The sequence below is a fragment of the Desulfobacter curvatus DSM 3379 genome (assembly GCF_000373985.1).
Taxonomy (GTDB): Bacteria; Desulfobacterota; Desulfobacteria; order Desulfobacterales; family Desulfobacteraceae; genus Desulfobacter; species Desulfobacter curvatus.
Genome location: NZ_KB893079.1, coordinates 26,892 through 48,104, shown reverse-complemented (window position 1 = coordinate 48,104; position 21,213 = coordinate 26,892). Strand labels below are relative to the sequence as shown.

General features: G+C 48.7%; 13 protein-coding genes. 6 read left to right on the top strand and 7 right to left on the bottom strand.

The window, feature by feature from the left end:
• Positions 1–427: 427 nt before the first annotated feature.
• The 3 genes from B147_RS0118320 to B147_RS0118310 form a co-directional block, all read right to left on the bottom strand.
• The gene (locus tag B147_RS0118320) at positions 428–1,207 is read right to left on the bottom strand and encodes an ATP-grasp domain-containing protein (protein WP_033397610.1); all 780 of its coding nucleotides are present in this window, start codon (positions 1,205–1,207) and stop codon (positions 428–430) included.
• Between the two features lie 2 nt (positions 1,208–1,209).
• On the bottom strand, positions 1,210–1,788 hold the full coding sequence (locus tag B147_RS28850) for a YkgJ family cysteine cluster protein (protein ID WP_020588659.1): 579 nt from the start codon (positions 1,786–1,788) through the stop codon (positions 1,210–1,212).
• A gap of 349 nt (positions 1,789–2,137) precedes the next feature.
• Positions 2,138–3,526: a sigma-54 dependent transcriptional regulator gene (locus B147_RS0118310; protein ID WP_020588658.1), complete on the bottom strand. Its 1,389-nt coding sequence runs from the start codon at positions 3,524–3,526 to the stop codon at positions 2,138–2,140.
• Between the two features lie 319 nt (positions 3,527–3,845).
• On the opposite strand from B147_RS0118310, the gene B147_RS0118300 reads away from it, so the two are divergent.
• Positions 3,846–5,465: a B12-binding domain-containing radical SAM protein gene (locus tag B147_RS0118300; RefSeq protein ID WP_020588656.1), complete on the top strand. Its 1,620-nt coding sequence runs from the start codon at positions 3,846–3,848 to the stop codon at positions 5,463–5,465.
• A 136-nt stretch (positions 5,466–5,601) separates the two neighbouring features.
• Here B147_RS0118300 and hrpA read toward each other — a convergent pair whose 3' ends face one another.
• Entirely contained in the window at positions 5,602–9,624 is a 4,023-nt protein-coding gene (hrpA, locus tag B147_RS0118295; RefSeq protein WP_020588655.1) for an ATP-dependent RNA helicase HrpA, read from the bottom strand.
• A 269-nt stretch (positions 9,625–9,893) separates the two neighbouring features.
• Here hrpA and B147_RS0118290 point away from each other — a divergent pair, with 269 nt between their 5' ends.
• The 4 genes from B147_RS0118290 to B147_RS0118275 all read left to right on the top strand — a co-directional run bounded on the left by B147_RS0118290 (position 9,894) and on the right by B147_RS0118275 (position 15,471).
• Positions 9,894–10,655, top strand: a complete 762-nt coding sequence (locus tag B147_RS0118290; RefSeq protein ID WP_020588654.1) for a ParA family protein — start codon at positions 9,894–9,896, stop codon at positions 10,653–10,655.
• On the top strand, positions 10,652–11,518 hold the full coding sequence (locus B147_RS0118285; RefSeq protein ID WP_020588653.1) for a ParB/RepB/Spo0J family partition protein: 867 nt from the start codon (positions 10,652–10,654) through the stop codon (positions 11,516–11,518). The genes B147_RS0118290 and B147_RS0118285 overlap by 4 nt, the downstream gene beginning before the upstream one ends.
• Entirely contained in the window at positions 11,515–13,221 is a 1,707-nt protein-coding gene (gene ispH, locus B147_RS0118280; RefSeq protein ID WP_020588652.1) for a 4-hydroxy-3-methylbut-2-enyl diphosphate reductase, read from the top strand. Before B147_RS0118285 ends, ispH begins: the two co-directional genes overlap by 4 nt.
• Before the next feature lie 90 nt (positions 13,222–13,311).
• Positions 13,312–15,471, top strand: coding sequence for a flagellar assembly protein A (locus B147_RS0118275; protein ID WP_020588651.1), 2,160 nt, complete (start codon positions 13,312–13,314; stop codon positions 15,469–15,471).
• Positions 15,472–15,684: 213 nt separating this feature from the next.
• Here the strand turns inward: B147_RS0118275 and B147_RS0118270 are convergent, their stop codons facing one another.
• A complete protein-coding gene (locus B147_RS0118270) occupies positions 15,685–16,602 on the bottom strand; it encodes an acyltransferase (RefSeq protein ID WP_020588650.1) in 918 nt (305 codons plus the stop codon).
• 93 nt (positions 16,603–16,695) lie between these two features.
• Between B147_RS0118270 and B147_RS0118265 the strand changes: the two genes are divergently transcribed.
• Positions 16,696–17,253, top strand: a complete 558-nt coding sequence (locus B147_RS0118265) for a type I restriction enzyme HsdR N-terminal domain-containing protein (RefSeq protein ID WP_020588649.1) — start codon at positions 16,696–16,698, stop codon at positions 17,251–17,253.
• Here B147_RS0118265 and uvrA read toward each other — a convergent pair.
• Together uvrA and pdxA are read right to left on the bottom strand one after the other, a co-directional pair.
• Positions 17,235–20,075: an excinuclease ABC subunit UvrA gene (uvrA, locus tag B147_RS0118260; RefSeq protein ID WP_020588648.1), complete on the bottom strand. Its 2,841-nt coding sequence runs from the start codon at positions 20,073–20,075 to the stop codon at positions 17,235–17,237. The genes B147_RS0118265 and uvrA overlap by 19 nt on opposite strands.
• Entirely contained in the window at positions 20,065–21,099 is a 1,035-nt protein-coding gene (gene pdxA / locus B147_RS0118255) for a 4-hydroxythreonine-4-phosphate dehydrogenase PdxA (protein ID WP_020588647.1), read from the bottom strand. The genes uvrA and pdxA overlap by 11 nt, the downstream gene beginning before the upstream one ends.
• Positions 21,100–21,213 lie beyond the last annotated feature (114 nt).

The following is a 21,213-nucleotide window of genomic DNA, read 5'->3' as shown; positions in this document are numbered from 1 at the left end:
CAGGCAGACTATCAAAAAGGACGGACTCTTTTCGATGATAGTGTTTGAGATGAGATCTCCATGTAAAGGTGGAATCTAAAGGTAGGATACAGAAAAAAATGCGTAATGCAAACAGAAGACGACAAATATTTCCCGAGCAATCACTAAAAAAACTTATCAATGATTGTTATAAACATACCCGGCCAAAGGATTGGCGCGCGACAATCCATTTGTGCTGTTTTATGTGAAAAACTTAAATTTTGTAAACTCTAACCTAACGCCAGGTGCACATAATCCCTTGTATGTGCAATAAAATTTACCAAAAATTCGGCCACTATTCTTTTCATGCGACATTATTATATAGGGATGATCTTTTGGGGGGCTCCAATTTAAAAAGGCCCTAAGACTGGTACCACCTAAGGCCCTGAAATACAACATGAGCCAACGTTTAATGCAACCCAACCGTTTCCAACAGGTAATGATTAATCATTTTACCCAGTTCATAAGAACTAAAGGGAATGCCCCGGGTTCCGAAATATAGGTTAAATTCCAGCACATATATTCCATGGCTTGTCACGGCAATATCAAATCCGGCATGGTTCACCTCCAGAGCCTGGGCAACCTGCAATACTTTATCTACAATATCTGTGGGAACATCTGTTCTGCAGATCATCCCGCCCCTGGATACATTATTATGAAAATGATCAGTCCCGCCCACCCGCCAATATGCGCTGACCACGCGTTCGCCAATAATAACGATCCTTAAATCACGCTCCATAGGAACATATTCCTGGGCATATATCACCGGATTCATCTGCGCATAACATACATAATCGTTTAAGGATCTGATCAGGAAAACCCCCAGTCCGGATGAACTTCTAATTTGCTTACAGACAAAGGGCAACCCAAATTGCGCTGCCAGTTCTTCAAAACAGATATTTTCATTTGAAAAAATACCTGTTTTAAGCACATTTTCCGGACACAGCATTTGGAGGCTTCTTGTCATTTCAACCTTGTCATGGCCGAGATGGTAAGTGGAAACACTTGGAAAGATCCTTTTTTTCAATGCATAGACCAACGGATTTATCTGCCAGTATTCCGGGAATAAAACGGCTATGGCATTTTTAACGGCATGTATGGAATGCACCATGTCTCCAGGTTTTAGATAAGCAACACACGGAATGCCAATGGAGCGTATGGGATTAAACGATATATATCTTGGTGTCATACTTACCCCAGGGTTGATTGTAAATGATTGCCTTCCTGTATCGTACAATTTCCCTTATCCGTTAATTGGGGTATGACTGTTTTGAAAAAAGGACTAAACGTTTTTCCGTTTCGTTCGGTATGTAATTCATTATAAAGCAAATGCTGCCAGCCAATAGCTTTTCCCATGGGCATGTTCAGTCTTTCCAAAATGGTGAATCCATCCTTTTCTTTGGAAATGGGACAGGTATCATCAATTCCTATGATTTCTGTTTCCGTATACATATATGGATGCAATTGACAGACAAGGGGTCTGGATTCAAAGGGTAAAATGCATCCTGTTTTTGTCAGCATTCCACAGCTTTTGTCCGGGTTTCGTTTAAGAACCCTGAATAGTCCTTCCGGATTCAATACCAGGGGCAGCCAGGCCGGATCGTAGAAAGGATCAAGATACCAGGGTTCCGGTTTCTCCATCACAAAAAAATTGTGGTGCCCTGCATAGGCACTGATTCGCTGTACATCTCCTAATGTCAAAACAATTTGCCTGTTAAGGCAGCAGGAACCGCCCGCCAACACACATGCGATACAAGGTATATCGTTCATCGAAGCAATTTAACTCCTGTATGGATATAACGGCCATGGGCCGTCCTTGGTCTATCTACACCCAGGCTTCGGCCCACAACAAAGATAGAAAAAATCCAGATAGTTGTTGGAGACTTTCATATAACAGCCATGGGCTGACCTGACATATCAGCACCGAGGTGTAGCCCACAACAAAGTAAGAAAGTAATTCAACAACTTATTGGAACTTTCTTATAAAAAAAGGGCACAATTCTCAAATGTGGCCTTGATGGGTCTATGCATCAGCAAAGTTTATACCAACACAGATTTGGGAGAAGAATCGGACTTCGAATGTCCTTAAAGCAATAATACTGTATGCTTTATTCGGACATCAGGCGTCTTTTGGGGGTTTGAATTGTTTTTTATCCAGCCTGTGCCGGGTCAGCAGGCGGTTGAGCTGCCGGGGAGTAATACCGGCTTTCTGTGCTGCTTCATTAATTCGGCCGTTGGTTTGCGCCAGCAGACTGGTCAGATAGGAAACTTCACAGGCATTGACCGCATACTGGCGCGCCTGGGTCAGGGTCTGTCCGGTGCCGGGGGCTGGGATATCCCGGATCACAGCCATCTGGGTTTCGATGGGTAAATTATCGGTCGTTAGCACAGTGGAAGTTTCGAGAATATAGGCACGTTCAAGGATGTTCTCAAGCTCCCGGATATTGCCGGGCCATTCATAGTGGCGGAATCCTTCCAGAACAGACGAATGAACCGTTTGAATATTTTTCCCGTACTTGACGTTTAATTTTTTTAAAAATACATCCACCAGATATTCCAGGTCTTCCATCCGTTCTTTGAGGGGCGGAATTTCAATGGGAAACACGTTGAGACGGTAAAACAGGTCTTTTCGAAATATCCTTTTGCTGACAGCGTCTTCCAGGTCTGAATTGGTAGCCGCGATGATGCGTACATTGGCTTTGAGGACGGCATCGCCTCCGATCCGGCTGAAGGTACCGTCCTGGAGCACCTGGAGCAACTTAACCTGGGCGGACGGGGATATTGTTCCAATCTCATCTAAAAAAATTGTGCCGCCCTCTGCCATTTCAAACCGGCCTGGTTTTTTTCGTTCCGCACCGGTAAATGAGCCTTTTTCATGGCCGAACAATTCGCTTTCAATGAGGGTATCCGGGATCGCACCGCAATGGATGGAGATAAAGGGCTTTTCGAATCGCCGGCTGTGCCAGTGGATCAGCCGGGCCAGGGTGCCTTTCCCTGTGCCGGTTTCGCCCAGCAGCAGGACGGTGGCAATGGTGGGTGCAACAGACCGGATATTCTCAAAAATCTTTTTCATGCCCGCATTTTGGGACCGGATGATGTCCAGCCATTCAGTCTTCCAGAAATGATCCCGCAGGTAATCCAGTTCAAAGTCCTTGGAACGGGATTGGTTTAAGGCGGGAAGCAGCAGATGGATATCCCGTTCCCGTACCGGAGACAGCAGGTATCCCACAGCACCGGCTTTCACCGCCTCAATGGTTTGGCGGGTGTTGGATCGGTTGCACAGTACAATAAACTGAACAAATGGATTGACCGAACTGAACGCCGGCATACCCGGATGGGCCGCCAGCAGTTCGATGTCGGCCAGGATCAGATCAAATGGGGACTGGGTATGCATTGCCAGCGCCGCATTGAGATCTGGTGCCCGGCGGATGTTGCCGACATCGGACAGGGCGTTTGAAATCAGGTGCCATTCATCTTCCGCATGGGTCAGAACCAGTATGTCTTTCATTTAAAACCCCACAAAGGATTTCTGCCGCTCTGCCGTAGGATAGATGCTGATCCGTCAGAGGTGGTATTTATTAACAACACCCAGTGGTTATGTCAACAGGGCCAAAGCAGGATCGGTATATACCGGTTTCACGTTTTTAACGTTGGTATTTTTATTGCATACCTTTGCGTTAAAAATATTTTCGGGGGGAAGGGTAATCATCTTTCTCAATAAGAAACCCGTCGTCTTTGATCGGGATTCTATCTGCCCTTCCCCCCTTCCTTTACTTTGATAAAAACAACCGGATCATCAAGAAAGAGGAAGAGAGGAGTTTGACAGAATGCGTGCTGTTCTTGTTTTCCCACCGAAAGCAGGTGCCACATACGTGCCATTAGGTATCGCATCGCTTGCACCCTATATTAAGGCCCGGGTGCCTGATGCCGACGTTCGATTAATTGATTTAAACATTGCACTTTGGCACCTCCTGGCAATAGAAGACCCTGAAGGCCATGATCTCCTTGCATTTACCCAAGGAAAGGCCGGGCAATTTCTCGACCACGGACAAACCCGATACTATAAACAAGTATGGGACCGGCTTCGGCGCCGGATGACCCATGTGGGTGAGCAAGCCAGGTTATATCTTGAGACCGGTGAAGCCGATCAAGAATTCCTGTCCATACTTGGGAGTCAGGTAGATCCGGTTCTCTCATTAGAGGCTGGATTCGTGGGGATTTCAGTTCTTTTTCCGGAACAAGTCTCGTTTGCTGCCGCACTTGCCAGAGCACTCAAACATACCCTGAATATCAAAGGGCTTTCCCGGGTCAGGATTGTTTTAGGCGGGGCTATGATGTCGGCGATGCCGGTAACAGAGCTACTTGAAGCGGTGCCTGAAATTGATGCCGTGGTCTGCGGTGAAGGAGAAGAAGCTGCTGCTGCGCTCTGTGAGGGTCGTCCATTAAATGCAATCCCCGGCCTGATTTACCGGGAAGGCGATCATATCCGTATCAATAAGAAAGCCCAAACCCTTTCATTGAAAGGATTGTCGGCCCCTGATTTCTCAGAACTTCCTCTTGACAGGTATTTTAATCCGGTTCCGGTACTCCCGGTTCTTTTCTCAAGGGGATGTGCCTGGCGGCGGTGCCGTTTCTGCTCACACAATTTTTCCTTTGGCGGGCATCGTAAAAAAGAGGTTCGTGACTTTGTGGCCGAGATGGCCATTTATACACAATCGCTTGGCGTCCGCCACTTTTATTTTGCCGATGAGTATATTACGCCCGACGATATGGATGCCATCTGCCAGGAAATCATGGCGCAGAAGCTCAATATTCATTTTCATATACTGGGCAAGCCGACTGCCGATTGTACCCAGGCGCGCCTTGCACTCTGGTTGGCCGCCGGTTGCCGCTGGATCGGCTGGGGAATTGAAACCGGGTCCCAGAGACTGCTTGATCTCATCAATAAAGGCACACGCGTTGAGGAGATAGAATCCGTGATCAACCATTCAGCGTCTGTCGGTATTTCAAACCTCGGTTTGATGATCTTCGGCCTGCCGACCGCAACAGATGAAGACCTGGACCTGACTCTGGATTTTTTGTCCCGGACATACCCAAGTTTCAGCGGGTTGACCGCCAGTGCTTTTGTTTTGTTTGAAAAAACGTATTTTGCGCGAAATGCCGGGCATTTCGGTATGCGCATTGAAGGCAGAACACCGTTGATTAACAGTCAGGGAAGGGTTGTCCGCAGTTTTCGGCTTAAATTCAAAGAAATCTCTTCGGACAGATCATTGAGGACACCGCGCGGAGCGCTCGAGGTTGCCCGGTGGCAGCGGTTCAGGAAATGGCTGGGAGATCTGCCGTTGTTTGAACAGCTTCCCACAGAGCACTATCTGATCCATGTGTCGGCATCCGAATCTCCTCTGAAAGATCCCTCACAGGATGAAACCGATGCCCAGCCCATTTGATCCAGGATAGGAGGTCTCGGGCATTCAAGTGTTGCCGAGGTCTCTGGATGTCCGGGGAAAAAATCCAATGTATGTTTTGAAGATTGAAGTCTTCCGCGGAAAACCGGAAGCAGACTTTTTTGAACCCGTACAGGCTCTATATCATGGTGGAGACATCCAACAAGGCCTTGTCCAGGCGTTTGGCTGAAATTTTGAACCGGGTTTTCAACTCCTGGGCATATACGGAAATTTTATACTCCTCCAGCATCCAGAAAAACGCTTCCACTGCGTTGGTTTTTTCCTTTGAAGAGGCCTGGTCAAGGCTTGAAATCAGGTGGGCAAGTTTTCGTTCATAGGGTGCGACAAGTTCTTTTTTCTGGGCTTCTTTGGCCGGGTTGTCAACCCAGCGCCTGGCACGGATGGAGAGGCATTCCAGATTTTTTGGCAGCAGTGCAATCCGGTTTAAATCATAGAGTTCCAGATAATTGGCCGGACACAGGTTTTTAAGTTCATTGAATATTGCTGTTAATGCTTCAAAAATCACCGGTCGGTCTTTGGCCGCAAGACTTAAGTTTTGCAGCAGATCAAAACAGGCGGCGTATTCCCGGCCAACAGTTAAAATGTTTTCCATGGCTTTCAGGCCAAGGGTATACAGCTTCGGACGAATCGTCTGCACATGGGCGTCAAACGCCGTTTGAGTAAAAATTTCTTTTTGAAAAAAGGCCTTTGCCATGGCATTGTATGCCATTGCGGCAAAGGTCGGGCGGTCATTGAAGTAGGGTGCGATCCGGCCTAAGCCCTCGGTTCTGTTTATATCTTTTTTCAATGCCTTGATATCATCGGGGAACATGATTTCAAACAGGCGGCCCACCCCTTGGAGGTGGCTTTCCAAGGCTGCTTCCCTTGTTTTAAATAAGGTTAACGTCACCCCATCGTTGTCTTGCCCGCAGCAAAGACCTGGAAAGGCTTTGCGCCGGGTGCCGTTGCCTTCGTCCAGCGGGATTTCCCGTTCAATGTCAGCAAAATTCCATTCCCGGATCCCTGTTTTTTCAAATGCCTTTTTTGCCTGTTCAAAGGCATTTGTCTTTGGGGCAGGGCGCTGGGTGGCAAATGCCCCTAGTTTGGATAAGTCCCTTAGGGATTTGATCTCCTTGTCTTTGTGGTCCCGGATGGAAATCCGCATTTTCAAGTGATCCGCAAGATCCGCATCCGACCAGGCTGAGGCGGGGATCACAAGGTTGAAATGTTTTCGAATGACACCGGAGAGCTTTGAGTATAAAGGCACATCCGAGTCGGGCAGATGGTCTGCAATAAAATCCGCCCGCTGCTGGATGGGCATCAGCTTTACCCGATGGGCTTTGGGCAGTGCTTTGATCAAGGCGGCGATCTTCTCCCTGAGCAGTCCCGGCACCAGGGTCTCCACCTGGTGGGGGGAGATCAGGGCCGCATCCTGGCTTGGCACTTTAAGGGTCACCCCGTCTGTCTTTGCCCCGGGGTTAAATTCGTAATCCAGGGCAAACTCCCCCTGGTCCGTGGCAAGGGTGTCTGGGAACCGGGCCAGCAACGCCTGGTCCACATCGGTTTTCTGCAGGTCTTCACGTGTCATGCGTAAGAAGGCATCATCTTTTTTATCTTTGATGAATTTGGCAAAGGTTCGGATGTTGTAAAAGGGTTTGGGCAACCGGGACTGGTAGAACAGATAGATTTCATCTTCCGAAGCCAGGATGTCCCGCTGCCGGGTTTTGTCCTCCAGGGTTGAGATCTCCTCAATGAGATTTTTGTTGTGGGCCATGAAGCCGAATTCCTGGAATATCTCCCCCTGGACCAGGGCATGGCGGATGAACAGTTCCCCGGACTCCTCGGGATTGATTTTGCCATAGGCTACGGATCTGCCGCTTGCAAGGATAAGGCCGAACAAAGAGACCTGTTCGGATGCCACCACCTCCCCGCGTTTTTTTTCCCAGTGGGGATCGCTGTAGGTTCGGGTGCAAAGGCTTTGGCCGATCTCTTCAATCCAGGCCGGGTCAATATTGCCCACACACCGGGCAAAAAGCTGGCTGGTCTTGACATATTCGGCAGCCACAATCCAGTTGCCGGCTTTATTAAACAGGCCGGAACCCGGAAAAATGACAGCCTGTCTTCCCTTGGCTGCCGTGAAAATGTTTTTCTCTTTTTTCTGGGCAATGCCGGCCAGATATCCATGCAGAAGGGCCTTGTGGATAGCAGCATACAAGGGACCGCCATGCTCAAACTGGCCGGCCTTGAGATCAGGGGAGGCTTGGGCGGCAACTGAAGGTTCGGTCTGTTCAATGCCATGCTCTTTGATCATCCTTGTAATCTGACCATGGATATCCTGCCACTCCCGCAGCCGTTTGAAGGAAAGAAAATTTTCAATGCACCATTTGCGTAGGGCCGAACGTGATTTCAGCCGCCTTCTGGCGTCTATGCATGCATTCCAGATATTGAGCAGGGTAATAAAATCTGATGCCGGGTCCTTGAACTGGGCATGTTTCTGGTCTGCGGCCTGGACCTTGTCTGTTGGGCGCTGACGGATGTCGGACACGGTCTGGGCCGTGGTAATGACGACCGCTTCTTTAAGTACACCCGTATCTCCGGCATTGAGCAGGATGCGGGACAGTTTCGGGTCCATGGGCAGCCTGGCCATCAGCCGGCCCGAGGGGGTGAGCCGGTATTTTTTGCCCGGCTTTTTGGAGGCACCCGTTTTTTTTCCGGGCCTGTTGGCTGCAATGGCATCCAGTTCCAACAGCGTGTCAAACCCATCCTTGATGCTTTTGGGGGCAGGGGGGTCAATAAAGGGAAAGGTGGACACAGCTTCAAGCCCTAGGGCGATCATGCGTAAGATAACTTCAGCCAGGTTGGAGCGCAAAATTTCAGGCGTTGTAAAAAAGGGTCGGCCATTGAAATCATCTTCATCATAAAGCCGGATACACACCCCGTTTTCCACACGGCCGCATCGGCCCATGCGCTGGTTGGCGCTGGATTGGGACACAGGACTGACCGGCAGTGCCGTGGTCCGGGTTCTTGGAGAATAGGCAGGAATCCGGGCAAGGCCTGTGTCCACCACATATTTTATGCCGGGGATGGTCAAAGAGGTTTCCGCCACATTGGTTGAGACCACCACCTTTCTGCCTGGGCCGGAAAGAAAGACCTTTGATTGTTCACCGGCAGACAGCCGGGCAAACAGCGGCAGAATCGTGACTCCGGAAAGGTTTTTGCCTTTAAGTATTTCCATGGTCTCTCCGATATCCTGTTCCGTGGGCATGAATATCAGAATATCTCCGGTATGGGTGCGCATTAACAGATCGGCGGTCTGTCGTGCGGCTGCTTCCACGTAACCCTGGTCATCCGGGGCACCGGTGCTGTCCCCATCATTATTCTCATCTTCAATGGGGGCATAGATCAGTTCAACCGGATACATCCGGCCCGACACCTCAATTACCGGGGCATTGTCAAAGGCCCTGGAAAATTTTTCCGTGTCAATGGTGGCACTGGTGATGATCAGTTTGAGATCCCGGCGCTTTTTGACAAGGCCGCGCAGAATACCTAACACAAAATCAATATTGAGGCTGCGCTCATGGGCCTCATCCACAATCAGGGTGTCATATTGATTTAAAAAGCGGTCCTGCTGGGTTTCAGCCAACAAAATGCCGTCGGTCATCAGCTTGATATAGGCGTTATCCGGCGTGTGGTCATCAAACCGGATTTTGTATCCCACGGATTGCCCCAAAGATTCGTTGAGTTCAAAGGCAATGCGTTTGGCCACGGTCATGGCGGCAATGCGCCGGGGCTGGGTGCAGCCGATCATGCCCGAAATTCCCCGGCCCGCTTCCAGGCATAATTTGGGAATTTGGGTGGTTTTACCTGAGCCGGTTTCACCTGAAATGATGACCACCGGATGGTCCTGTATGGCCTTAATGATTTTGTCTTTTGCCGCATTGATGGGCAAATCCTGGTCAAACCGGATATTTTGGGGCATATTGTCCATGCGCCGCTGCCTGGTATCAGCCGAGGCCTGGGCTTTTGACAGAAGATTTTTTAAAAAATTTTTGCCTGGCTCTTTGCCGGATTTGCCTTTGCTGCGCAAGGCCCTGGTCAACATATACCGGTCCCGGCACATGGCCTTTGGAATAAGCACTTTAATCTGATCTGTAACTGACATAATACCGCCAATAGTAGCCAAGGTTTTGAAAATGTCAAATAAACCGTTGGGCACGCACAGCTATTTTTTTTATTGACATGCATTTTGGAATAGGGGAATAAAAGCATTACCCCAATCGTTGGGGGATATTTCCGGGGCAACAGGGGGCGTGCTGTAGTCAAATCAAAGCTTGTGATCCTGCCGTATCCTCAAAAAGCAACCCAATCGCCGACAGGTCGAATGGCTATATGTTTGCCTCTCTATTTTAAATATGATAAGAAAATCGGATTATGACTCAGATCATCAGTATTGCCAATCAGAAGGGTGGGGTGGGTAAAACCACCACAGCAGTTAATCTGGCGGCTTCCCTTGCCCAACTGAAAAAAAAAGTGCTGCTTGTGGATTGTGATTCCCAGGCCAATGCCACAACTGCTCTTGGGGTGGATAAACCCTCCCTGCAAGCATCTTTGTATGACGGTTTGATAGGAGAAACCGGCATTGAGGATATGCTTTTGCCCACCATGCTCAAGGGAATGACCCTGGTGCCGGCCAATGTTGATCTCATTGGATTTGAAGTGGAAATGATGTCGTCCTCAAAAAGGGAGGCTCGTCTCAAGGAACTTTTGGTTCCTGTGGCTGATCAATTTGATTTCATTCTCATTGATTGTCCGCCTGCGTTAAGTCTTTTAACGTTGAACGCTTTTTCCGCAAGCCATTCCGTCGTCATACCATTGCAAAGTGAATTTTTTGCCCTGGAAGGATTAGGGCAGCTTTTAGATACAATCAAGCGGGTTAAGAATGCATTTAATTCAAGTCTGACCATCAAAGGTATTTTGCTGACAATGTTTGACCGCAGGACCAATTTATCCCAGAATGTGGTGGATGATGCCAGGCAGTATTTCAAAGATCTGGTGTTCAAGACAAAAATTCCCCGCAATGTGAAGCTTGGAGAAGCCCCAAGTTATGGTTTGCCGGTTATTCTGTATGATAAAACATCACCAGGCGCTAAAAGTTATATGTCCTTTGCCAGGGAACTTTTAAAGCGATCATGAATAAGAAACGCAAAAACACCGGTCTAGGCCGGGGCATATCAGCGCTTATCCCCGATATGGAAGGCCCCGAAGCCAATTCGGATTTTTTCTTTTGTAATGTTGATCAGTTAGCTCCTAACCGCTACCAGCCGAGAACCCGGTTCAGTGAGGAGGAACTTGAACGGCTTACCCAGTCCATTGCCGAACAGGGCGTGCTCCAGCCCCTTTTGGCCCGGAAAATGGATGGCGCCTATGAGCTGATTGCCGGGGAGCGCCGCCTGCGGGCCGCAAGAGCGGCCGGACTTGCCCAGGTACCCGTCATTATCCTCAACCTGACGGATGAGCAGGTTCTTGAAGTTTCGATCATCGAAAATATCCAAAGGGAAAACCTCAACGTGCTTGAGGAGGCCGAAGCGTATTACCGGCTCATTGACGAGTTTGGATACACCCAGGAAAAAGTGGCCGAGAAAATCGGCAAGAACCGGTCCACCATTGCAAACCTGCTGCGTCTGCGCAGCCTGCCCGAAGAGATTAAAGAGGGGCTGATTGCCGAAAAGATCAGCATGGGACATGCCCGGGCACTGCTGGGGGCAGGCGCTGTTGATAATCAGCTTTATTTGTTTAAGCAAGTGATGGAAAAACATCTGTCGGTGCGGGAAACCGAACGTTTGGTGAATCAGGCTAAAAAACAGCCCCAAAAAATCGCAAAAAAAATTACTGCGGACGAAAAAAAATTTCTGGAAGAGACTTCGTCCCAAATATCCTCCCGGATCAATTCTCCGGTCCTCATCAAAAAAAGTGGGGGCCGTGGACGCATCGAAATCAAATTTTCCTCCGGGTCTGAATTTAACCGTCTTGTGGAGTTGCTGAGCAGAATTTCATGAAAATTTCAATTGCTAAAACCGCCGGTTTTTGTATGGGCGTCCGCCGGGCTGTGGACATGGTGCTGGATGAATCCAATAAGGCCAAGGAACCCATTTATACCTATGGCCCTTTAATCCATAATCCCCAGGTTCTGGAGATGCTGGAAAGCAAACATATTTTTCGGATGGATACAATTCCTGAATCCGGAAAAGGCATTGTGCTCATCCGGGCCCACGGGGTACCGCCCCAGGATGAAAAAGCCCTGGCTGATGCCGGATTCACCGTGGTCAATGCCACGTGTCCCCGGGTGGTACGGGTTCAGGTGATCATCGATAAATATTCAAAAAAAGGTTACGACACCATTATTCTGGGCGATGAAAAGCATCCTGAGGTGATCGGGCTTCTGGGATATGCCCGGGACAAGGGGCATACAGTCACCAGCTTGGATGAGCTTAAAGCGCTTCCCAGGTTCGAAAAGGCAGTGGTAGTGGCCCAAACCACCCAGAATACTAAAATTTTTGCGGATATTAAGGCCTGGTGTCTCAAAAACGTTTCCCATTACGAAATCTTCAACACCATCTGCGATTCAACGGAAAAGCGTCAGGATGAAGTCAGGCAAATGGCCGGTACCCATGACGCAGTGATTGTTGTGGGAGGAAAATTTTCCGGAAATACAAAGCGCCTGGCCCAGGTTGCTGCGGAAACCGGTAAGCCGTCCATGCACATTGAACAGGCATCGGAAATCGACTATGAATCCATTTCCCATGCACAATCCATTGCCATTACCGCAGGGGCCTCCACCCCTAATTGGATTATCAATGATACCTGCAGCAGAGTGGAACAGGCGTTCAGGGAAAAACAACCCGGCCGGGGAAAAGTGTTGGCCGTGCTGGATGTGTTGATGAAAACCAACATTATTCTGGCCGCAGGCGCTGCCTGCCTGACCCTGGGAACAGCCATGATTTCCGGCGCCCAAAATCCGGGTATACCGGCTGTCATTGCCATGTTTTATATTCTTTCCATGCAGATCATGAACAACATGATGACCATCGGGTCCGACACCTACAACAAACCGGACCGGGCAGCCCTTTATAAGCAAAACAAGGGATGGCTTTTGTTGGTGGCGTTTCTGTCCGGTGCGATTGGGCTTTACCTTGCCTGGACAAGGGGATGGGGGTACTTTGGTGTGCTGCTTATCATGATGTTGTTGGGCATGTCCTATTCCCGTGCCATTTTTCCCTCTTTTTTCTCCGGACGTAAAATTTACCGGCTTAAAGATGTGCCCGGATCAAAAACCATTCTTATTGCAGCGGCATGGGGGATTGTCACAAGCCTGATGCCCGGAATCAGCCTTAAGGCAAATCCGGGGCTGACCCTGGTCGCCTTTGTGTTTGCCACAGGACTTTCGTTTGCCAGGACCGCCTTTATGGATATCCTGGCTGTCCAGGGAGACAGAATTACAGGCAGAGAAACTCTTCCCATTCTTCTGGGTAAAAAGAAAAGCCTTAAATTTGTTCATTATACTCTTGTGGCCACAATGATCATCCCTTTAATTTTATCTGTCTGGATGTCGCCTGTTGTCTGCGGCCTTGCCCTGATACCGGCTTTTATGTTTATATTAACCATACGATATAATAAAGACAGTGGTATTTCCGCCAACTTTTATGAGTTCTGGTTCGAGTTCCCCTTGTTGTTTGCAGGCATCATTGCTGTTGCCGGTTGACGATTGTCCTGATAGTGAATAGGAATTTTTATTTCCTAACAACTAACAGCCGTCCGAAAGGCGACAATTTAAGGAGGATGTTGGGAAAATATGGCAGACGATGGGTCAAAACAAGGGAAGACTGCGCCGCTGATTGGAATCCTGGCTGTTAAAAACGAATTCATCAGTGAAGAACAGTTGCAAAAGGCCCTTGCCCAATGCACAGGGGACAATGATGTCGAAGAAAAGCTTAAGGCATATTTCCTTGCCGAAAATTTAATTTCATCCCAGAATATTCACCGGTTGACGATGGCAGTCAAGGCCGTTTCCATCCACCAGCAGGAATATCAGTTCGGTGCCATTGCGCTGGCCAGGAAGGTTGTGAATAAAAGCGTCCTGGATTTGGCCTTGGAGGAACAAAAAGAGCAGTTTAAAAAAGGACAAAAGCCCAGGCGTATTGGTGATGTGATGGTGGAAGCAGGTATGATCACCATAAAACAGCGGGATGAAATACTCAAACTTCAAAACCGGTCCTGCAAGCCGCCCGATTTGGCTGACAAACCGTTGTCACCACCAAAACCCGTGGCGGACGGTCTGATGCTCGGCCATGAAGCGCATCCCGCACCTGCAAATAATATCACGGGGGAAACCCTGCAATCCGATAATGGCCTGGTCCTTGACCGGCTGGAACAGGTGACACAGATCTGCGGTGGCATTTTGCTCCAGGTCTCCTGCGATCATCTCTGTGCATTTTTATCAAAACTCTGTGACATGGATCCGGATATCCCGGCCGTGGTCATTAGAACGGCCCTGGCGGAAAAAGGCGTTGTTTTTGGTCTGGCAGCGGATGACCGGATAGAGGCCTTTATCAAATCCCCCATTGCGGATTCGGTACTTTTCAATGTGGCCCAGGGGATAGAGCCGTCCCCGGGTAAAGATACCAAAATTGAGTTTTTTTTTAATACGGATTATCTGAGAACCGGTGGCATGGATGATTCCGGCAATATTGATTTTAAACACTGGGGCCCAAGACCGTCGGTGGAAAAAGGCACGGTGCTGGCTGAAAAAATTGCGGGGAGCACCCCCCAGCCCGGCAAAGATGTCTTCGGCAATGCCGTTTCGGCAATGAAACAAGCGGATGATCCCTTTCGTGCCGGCGTCGGCGCAGAGCTGTCCGAGGACGGTAAAAAAGTGTTGGCCACGGTCCGTGGGGCCCCCAGGATCACCCTGGCCGGGTTGATTGTTGTCAATGAAGAATCCGACATTAACGGGGATATCGAGAAAGAGACCGGGCCTGTTGACGTTGGCTGCAACATACGTGTCACCGGAAGCATAAAAGCCGGGGCCAAGGTTTGCGGTGCTGATGTTTCCGCACAGGAAATATCCAACAGCATTGTGGAAGCCGACGGAGATTTGACCATTGCCCGTGGCATCAATGACGCCCGGGTGTACGCCCGGGGAAATGTGTATGCCCAATCCATCAGCAATAGCGAAATTGTCTGTATGGGTGATGTGTTTGTTAAAAAAGAGATTGTGGATTCAAAAATTGAATGCTCCGGGGCTTGTTCCATTATCACTGGTATGGTGGTTTCAAGCCGGGTGTCCGCTAAAATGGGATTCATGGCCCAGCGTGTGAGTTCCGGAACATCCGGCCCTTCCAGGATCAGGGTCGGGCATGATGCGTTTACCGCCCGGGAACTTGAAAAAAACAGTGCCGGTACAATGCGGTTGGACGAAGAAATCCTGAACTTTGGCAAGAAAAAGAATGCCGTTCGCAGTCAGGCTTTTGGTCTTAAAAAGCAGATGAGCGAACTGGAGCGGGTCAGGGATCGGCTACTGGCTGAATACCGGGAAATAGATTCCCGGTCGGACCTGCCTTGGGGTGACCGGGAATCTTTGGGTAGTCGTTTGACGGGACTTAAAAAAAATCTAACGGTTTCAGAAACCAAAATACAGACATGTGCAAAAAAAATTAAAGACTTTGTAAAACAGGCCGCAAAAATAGACCAGCAGATTTTCGAACCTGCGGTGTTAAAAAAGGCTCTGGAAGATGAGAAAAAAAATCTGATCCGCTGGTCAGAGCATATCCCCGGAAAAGCCCGGGTGGTAGTGGTTGATGAGATCGTCTCCGGCACTGTTATTATGGGGCTGCACAGCACATTCGTGCCAAAGACTGATCTTTACCATGTCCGGATCACCGAACGGCCTGTTAAATCCGATGATGGGGAAGACTCCCAGATATTTTACCAGATGCAGGTGGACGATCTTTGATCGCGCGCCCTGAGTTGTTCATCTGTGTTGCCGGATTGTTTAGATCCCCTGGCGATGATTTCCTTTGGATGTTAGACATCCAAGATCCCTTTTTGTTGCACGCCGCCCCCACACATCAGGGTCAACGCACGTAAACATTCTAGCTATAGTCTTGTTGTGCCAGCCATCATCTTTTATCCGAACACCACATCCTGCAAATGTTGTTTATTCATTTCAGATGGATGGCCTACTGTCCGCTGGTTCGCAAAGAAGCAGTTCTTCTATTTTTTTGTCCTTTTCTTGCCAGATTTGATTGAGCCAATCACAGAATTGTTGCTTGTACCCGTCATTATTAAAGTAATCACCGATCATTTGTTTGCTTACAGGGAATACATCAACGTCCACAATAATCCGTTTTGTTTTGCCTGAAATGTAATCCCAGAAGGTCGGCACTCCGCCCGGATAGGCAATGGCAACATTAACAATATTGTGAAGGTATTCGCCCATGGAGCCCAACACAAAGGCAATACCGCCGGCCCGGGGCAAAAGGAGCCGGTCAAAGGGCGAGTTTTGGCGTTCATGTTTTTCCGGGGTAAACCGGGTGCCCTCCACGAAATTCATCACCGACACCGGGGTGTGCTTGAATTTTTCACACGCCTTGCGTGTACGTTCGAGATCTTTGCCTTTCAGGTGGGGATGGGCCTCAAGAAATTTTTTTGAATACCGTTTCATAAACGGAAAATCCAGGGCCCACCAGGCAAGGCCCAGAAAAGGGACCCAGATCAGCTCTTTTTTTAAAAAAAATTTCAGCATGGGGATTTTGCGGTTAAAAATTTTTTGCAGCACCAGGATGTCCACCCAGGACTGGTGGTTGGATATGACAAGATACCAGTCCTTTTTTTTCAACCGGGTCAACCCGTTCACCTGCCAGTCTATTTTGTTGAACAAATCACAATTTATGCCGTTGATGCTGATCCAAAGGGTTGCAATCCAGATAAGGAATTTGTCCAGCCATACAATCATCCCTTTAAAGGGTATGATAAATTTTAAAATAGATGTTAAAATCAAAGGCACAGTCAAACAAATGGTGTTTATTAAATATCCGGTAAATGAAAGCGCCCCCTTAACCGGGGAGGGAAGAAAATCCAGCATGACTGATACACCCTTTTTATAAAATTTTTATGGCATTCATAATGTTTTTCTGCATATAAGGTCAATATCTTAATTAAAATTAAGGGGGACGCTATGAGTGAAAATTCCCATCACTTGATTCTGGGTGAGCTTGTTGATTTTTTAAGTGGCAAAACCATTACGGACACCCACGATGAACGGTACCGCCAGCAAATTGCCCGGCATCTGGTAAACGGGCTTGGGTTTGATAAATCAGATATTGAGGCGGGGCGGGAAATAACCATCCACACCGGTGAACGCAGTTCGGTTGTAAATGCCGATTTTCTGGTTTACATGAATCAGCGCGCGGTCATGATGATCAATTATGCCCCGGGCTCCCTTGTGACCCGGCGTCTGCCCACTCTGGCATTGTCTCGGCTGATCTTTGATTACCAGATCCCTTTTGTGGTAGTCACCAATGGCCAGGATGCCGAACTGATTTCAGGAAAAACAGGCAAGGTCGAAGGGGAGGGGATGTCTGCCATTCCCGGGCCTGATCATCAAATAATAAAAACACTACCGGATGAATTTGAAACGGTGTCCGCCAAACGGCGCGCTCAGGCAGAAAAGATCGCGTTTGCCTGCTTGGTGGACGGGTCCTGTATTGTGGAAAACTATTGTGACGAATGTTGATTTGATAAAACCCGCTTCAGGTAAAAACCCGTATGGGACAATGGTGAACAGGCCACTTGTTCCGGGGTGCCCCGGGCAATGATCTGCCCGCCCTGGTCTCCGCCTTCCGGGCCAAGATCAATCACATAATCCGCACATTTAATGACATCGAGGTGGTGTTCAATGACCACCACGGTGTTGCCTGCACGCACAAGTCTGTCCAGCACAGCCAATAGCCTTTTGATATCATCTGTATGCAGGCCTGTGGTGGGTTCATCCAGAATGTAAATGGTCTTTCCCGTACTTTTCTTGGACAGTTCCTTGGCAATTTTTATGCGTTGGGCTTCCCCGCCGGACAGGGTTGTGGCTGCCTGGCCCAGCTTGATATAGCCCAACCCTGTTTCCACCAGCGTGGCAAGGGTGTGGCGAATGGATGATATATTTCCGAAAAATGCAAGGGCCTGATTGACAGTCATATCCAGGACCTGGGCGATGTTTTTTCCTTTGTACTTTATTTCAAGGGTTTCTTTGTTGAATTGCTTGCCTTTGCACACATCACAGGTCACATAAACATCAGGCAGAAAATGCATTTCAATTTTGACGATGCCGTCCCCTTTGCAGGATTCGCACCTGCCGCCCTTGATGTTAAAACTGAACCGCCCGCCTTTGTACCCCCGGGCCTTTGCCTCGGGTGTCTGTGCAAACAATTCCCTGATATGGGTGAGAACCCCTGTGTAGGTGCCTGGATTGGATCTCGGGGTTTTACCGATGGGGGACTGGTCAATGTGGATAACCCTGTCGATGTATTCCATACCTGAGATGGCTGCATGTTTTCCCACAGGTTTTTCGGATCTGTTAATTGCGCTTGCAAGGGCCTGGTAAAGGGTTGACAGAACCAGGGTCGATTTGCCTGATCCGGATACGCCTGTGACACAGGTTAAACACCCTAAAGGAAAGGAGACATCAATATTCTTCAGGTTGTTTTCACTTGCCTTTTGCACGGTTAAAAACTTTTTGATTCCGATACGTCGGGTTTCCGGTACAGGAATATTTCGTTTTCCGGACAAATACTGTCCGGTGAGACAAGTTGCCTTGAGCAGCTCTTCGGGCGGGCCTGAAAACATCACCTGTCCGCCGTTAACACCTGCCTTTGGACCCACATCAACAATGTGATCTGCAGAGCGCATGGTTTCTTCATCATGCTCCACCACCAGCACGGTATTGCCCAGACTTTTTAAGTGCATCAGCGTACTGAGCAGGCGGGCATTGTCCCGCTGGTGAAGACCGATGCTGGGTTCATCAAGCACATAAAGGACCCCTGAAAGTTTGGAACCGATCTGGGTTGCCAGCCGGATACGCTGGCTTTCTCCACCCGAAAGGGTTGCTGCGGACCGGTCAAGCGTCAGATAGTCAAGGCCCACATCTTCCAGAAAGGAGAGCCGTTGGGACAGTTCTGCAAGAATGGATTTAGACACAGCCTTTTCCCTGCCGGTCAAATGAAGTGTGTTTATAAAATGAGCTGCCCCCTTGACGGACATGGCCGTGATCTGCTGGATGGTTGTATCCGCCACCTGTACTGCCGAAGCACCGGGATTCAGGCGGGAGCCGTTACACTTGGAACAGACGTTATGGCCCATGTATTTGCCGAGGTCTTGTCTGACAGATGCTGATTTTGTATCCCTGAAACGGCGGGCAAGCTGCTCAATTACACCTTCAAAAGGTTTTTCATAGACGATTTTTTTGCCGGCCTGTTCAACATAAAAGGGGATTTTATGGGTGCCGGAACCAAAGAGAATAACCCGCTGAAAGTCTGCGGAAAGGTTTTCAAAAGGGGTGTAGATATCTTGATTATAATGGGTCACCAGGGCATCTAAAAATTCCATATGACGAACGGAATCCTTTCCGGCCCAGGGCAGGACTGCCCCCTGGCGCAGGGACAAATGATGGTTTGGAATAATTTTTCCAGGGTGAAACTCCCTTAAATGGCCTAGGCCGTCACAATGGGGGCATGCACCCTGGGGGGAATTAAAGGAAAAGCTTGCCGGATTAAATTGTGGATAAGAGATACCGCAGGTGTGACAGGTGGCGGTTTCACTGAAAAGGGTCTGTGTTTTTAGGTCCAGATTGTCAATGATCACCTGTCCTTGGGCAAGATTCAATGCGGTTTCAACGGAATCGGTTAGCCGTTGTTCGATCCCTTGTTTTAAAATCAGCCGATCCACCACAACATCTATGGAATGCGCTTTTTTTTTATCAAGCTTTGGTGCCTCTTCAATCAAGCAGACATGCCCGTCAATTTTAATTCGGGCAAATCCTTCTTTTTTCAGGTGATGGATAAGTTTTTCGTGCCCGCCTTTTTTGTTTGATACCACAGGGGCCAGCACCATTATTTTCTTTGCTTTGTCCGGCAATGGAGAAAGAATGCCTTGTATGATCTGGTCTATGGATGAAGATGAGATGGGTTTGCCGCAGATATGGCAGTGGGGGCTGCCGGCCCTGGCAAAAAGAAGCCGCAGGTAATCATAGATTTCCGTGACGGTCCCCACCGTGGATCTCGGGTTGTGGGAGGCGGTTTTTTGTTCAATGGCAATGGCGGGAGACAGTCCTTCTATGGCATCCACATCCGGTTTGTCCATCTGGCCTAAAAATTGGCGGGCATAGGTGGATAAAGATTCCACATAGCGTCTCTGGCCTTCGGCATAAAGGGTGTCAAAGGCCAGGGTGGACTTGCCTGAACCTGACAGTCCGGTGACCACGGTCAGGCTGTTTTTGGGGATGCTGACATCAATATTTTTCAGATTATGGGTTCTGGCACCTTTAATTATGATGTGATCAATTGCCATTACGATTGCCATGCCTTTTTTGATTAACCGCCTGGAGAGCTGCCATTTTAATGGCCTCTTTCATGCTTGAGGGGTCTGCTTTTCCTGTCCAGGCAATGTCATAGGCGGTACCGTGGTCCACGGATGTGCGTATAATGGGAAGACCGATGGTGGTGTTCACCCCGTCCCTGAAATGTACCAGCTTGAAAGGGATCAGTCCCTGGTCATGGTACATGCAGATTACGCTGTCAAACCGCCCTTCAACAGCGTGGAAAAATACGGTGTCCGGGGGTAAAGGTCCGGTAATATCAACCCCTTCTTTTTGTGCCTTTATCACTGCCGGTAAAATGATATCCGCTTCTTCGTTGCCGAACATACCCTGTTCGCCTGCATGGGGATTGAGGCCTGCCACGGCAAGTCTGGGGGTTTTGATGCCGAATCTTGTGATCAATGTGTCCCGGGTCAGATTGATGATTCTTGTTATTTCATGAGTGGTTAGTTGCGCCGGTACCTGGGACAAAGGAATATGAATGGTCGTTAAAACCACTTTTAGGCGCGGTCCTGCCATCATCATGGCAAAATTGTCCGTGCCTGTTTTATGTGCAATTAATTCAGTATGACCGTGAAAGGATGATCCGGCCAGTTTCAGGCCAGTTTTGGTAATGGGTGCTGTGACCAGGGCATCAATGGCACCGGACAGGGCAAGATCCACCCCGGTATTGATATAGGTTTCCATGGCGCTTCCGGTCTCCGGGGTGGGGCCCCCAAGCTTAGTGACATCCGGGTTCAGGCTGGAAAGGCAAACCAGAAACCCCTTGGGACAATTAGAGAAATCGTAATTCAAATCGTCTGTCATGACTAACTCATGTAGCGCAACCGAATTTACATCTGCCTTTTTGAGTATTTCGGCATCTCCTAAAAGAACAGGCGTGCATAAATTTATAATTTCAGGGTCGGTAAGGCTTTTTATAATAATTTCAGGGCCAATACCTGTAGGATCTCCCATGGTTATGCCAAGAAGCGGCCGGTGTGAATGGTTTTTCATGATTAGAGATTGCTTTCGTTTATATGTTAAAGCTAAATATATACTATTGACTAAACTGGGTGTAAATAAAATTTAGGGACGAATTTGTGAAACCCTTATAAATTTTAGGATTGA

What these genes read in the sequence shown, in the direction of transcription:
- B147_RS0118320 (WP_033397610.1), bottom strand. Translation starts at nt 1,207, where the DNA reads ATGACACCAAGATATATATCGTTTAATCCCATACGCTCCATTGGCATT.
- B147_RS28850 (WP_020588659.1), bottom strand. Translation starts at nt 1,788, where the DNA reads ATGAACGATATACCTTGTATCGCATGTGTGTTGGCGGGCGGTTCCTGC.
- B147_RS0118310 (WP_020588658.1), bottom strand. Translation starts at nt 3,526, where the DNA reads ATGAAAGACATACTGGTTCTGACCCATGCGGAAGATGAATGGCACCTG.
- B147_RS0118300 (WP_020588656.1), top strand. Translation starts at nt 3,846, where the DNA reads ATGCGTGCTGTTCTTGTTTTCCCACCGAAAGCAGGTGCCACATACGTG.
- hrpA (WP_020588655.1), bottom strand. Translation starts at nt 9,624, where the DNA reads ATGTCAGTTACAGATCAGATTAAAGTGCTTATTCCAAAGGCCATGTGC.
- B147_RS0118290 (WP_020588654.1), top strand. Translation starts at nt 9,894, where the DNA reads ATGACTCAGATCATCAGTATTGCCAATCAGAAGGGTGGGGTGGGTAAA.
- B147_RS0118285 (WP_020588653.1), top strand. Translation starts at nt 10,652, where the DNA reads ATGAATAAGAAACGCAAAAACACCGGTCTAGGCCGGGGCATATCAGCG.
- ispH (WP_020588652.1), top strand. Translation starts at nt 11,515, where the DNA reads ATGAAAATTTCAATTGCTAAAACCGCCGGTTTTTGTATGGGCGTCCGC.
- B147_RS0118275 (WP_020588651.1), top strand. Translation starts at nt 13,312, where the DNA reads ATGGCAGACGATGGGTCAAAACAAGGGAAGACTGCGCCGCTGATTGGA.
- B147_RS0118270 (WP_020588650.1), bottom strand. Translation starts at nt 16,602, where the DNA reads ATGCTGGATTTTCTTCCCTCCCCGGTTAAGGGGGCGCTTTCATTTACC.
- B147_RS0118265 (WP_020588649.1), top strand. Translation starts at nt 16,696, where the DNA reads ATGAGTGAAAATTCCCATCACTTGATTCTGGGTGAGCTTGTTGATTTT.
- uvrA (WP_020588648.1), bottom strand. Translation starts at nt 20,075, where the DNA reads ATGGCAATTGATCACATCATAATTAAAGGTGCCAGAACCCATAATCTG.
- pdxA (WP_020588647.1), bottom strand. Translation starts at nt 21,099, where the DNA reads ATGAAAAACCATTCACACCGGCCGCTTCTTGGCATAACCATGGGAGAT.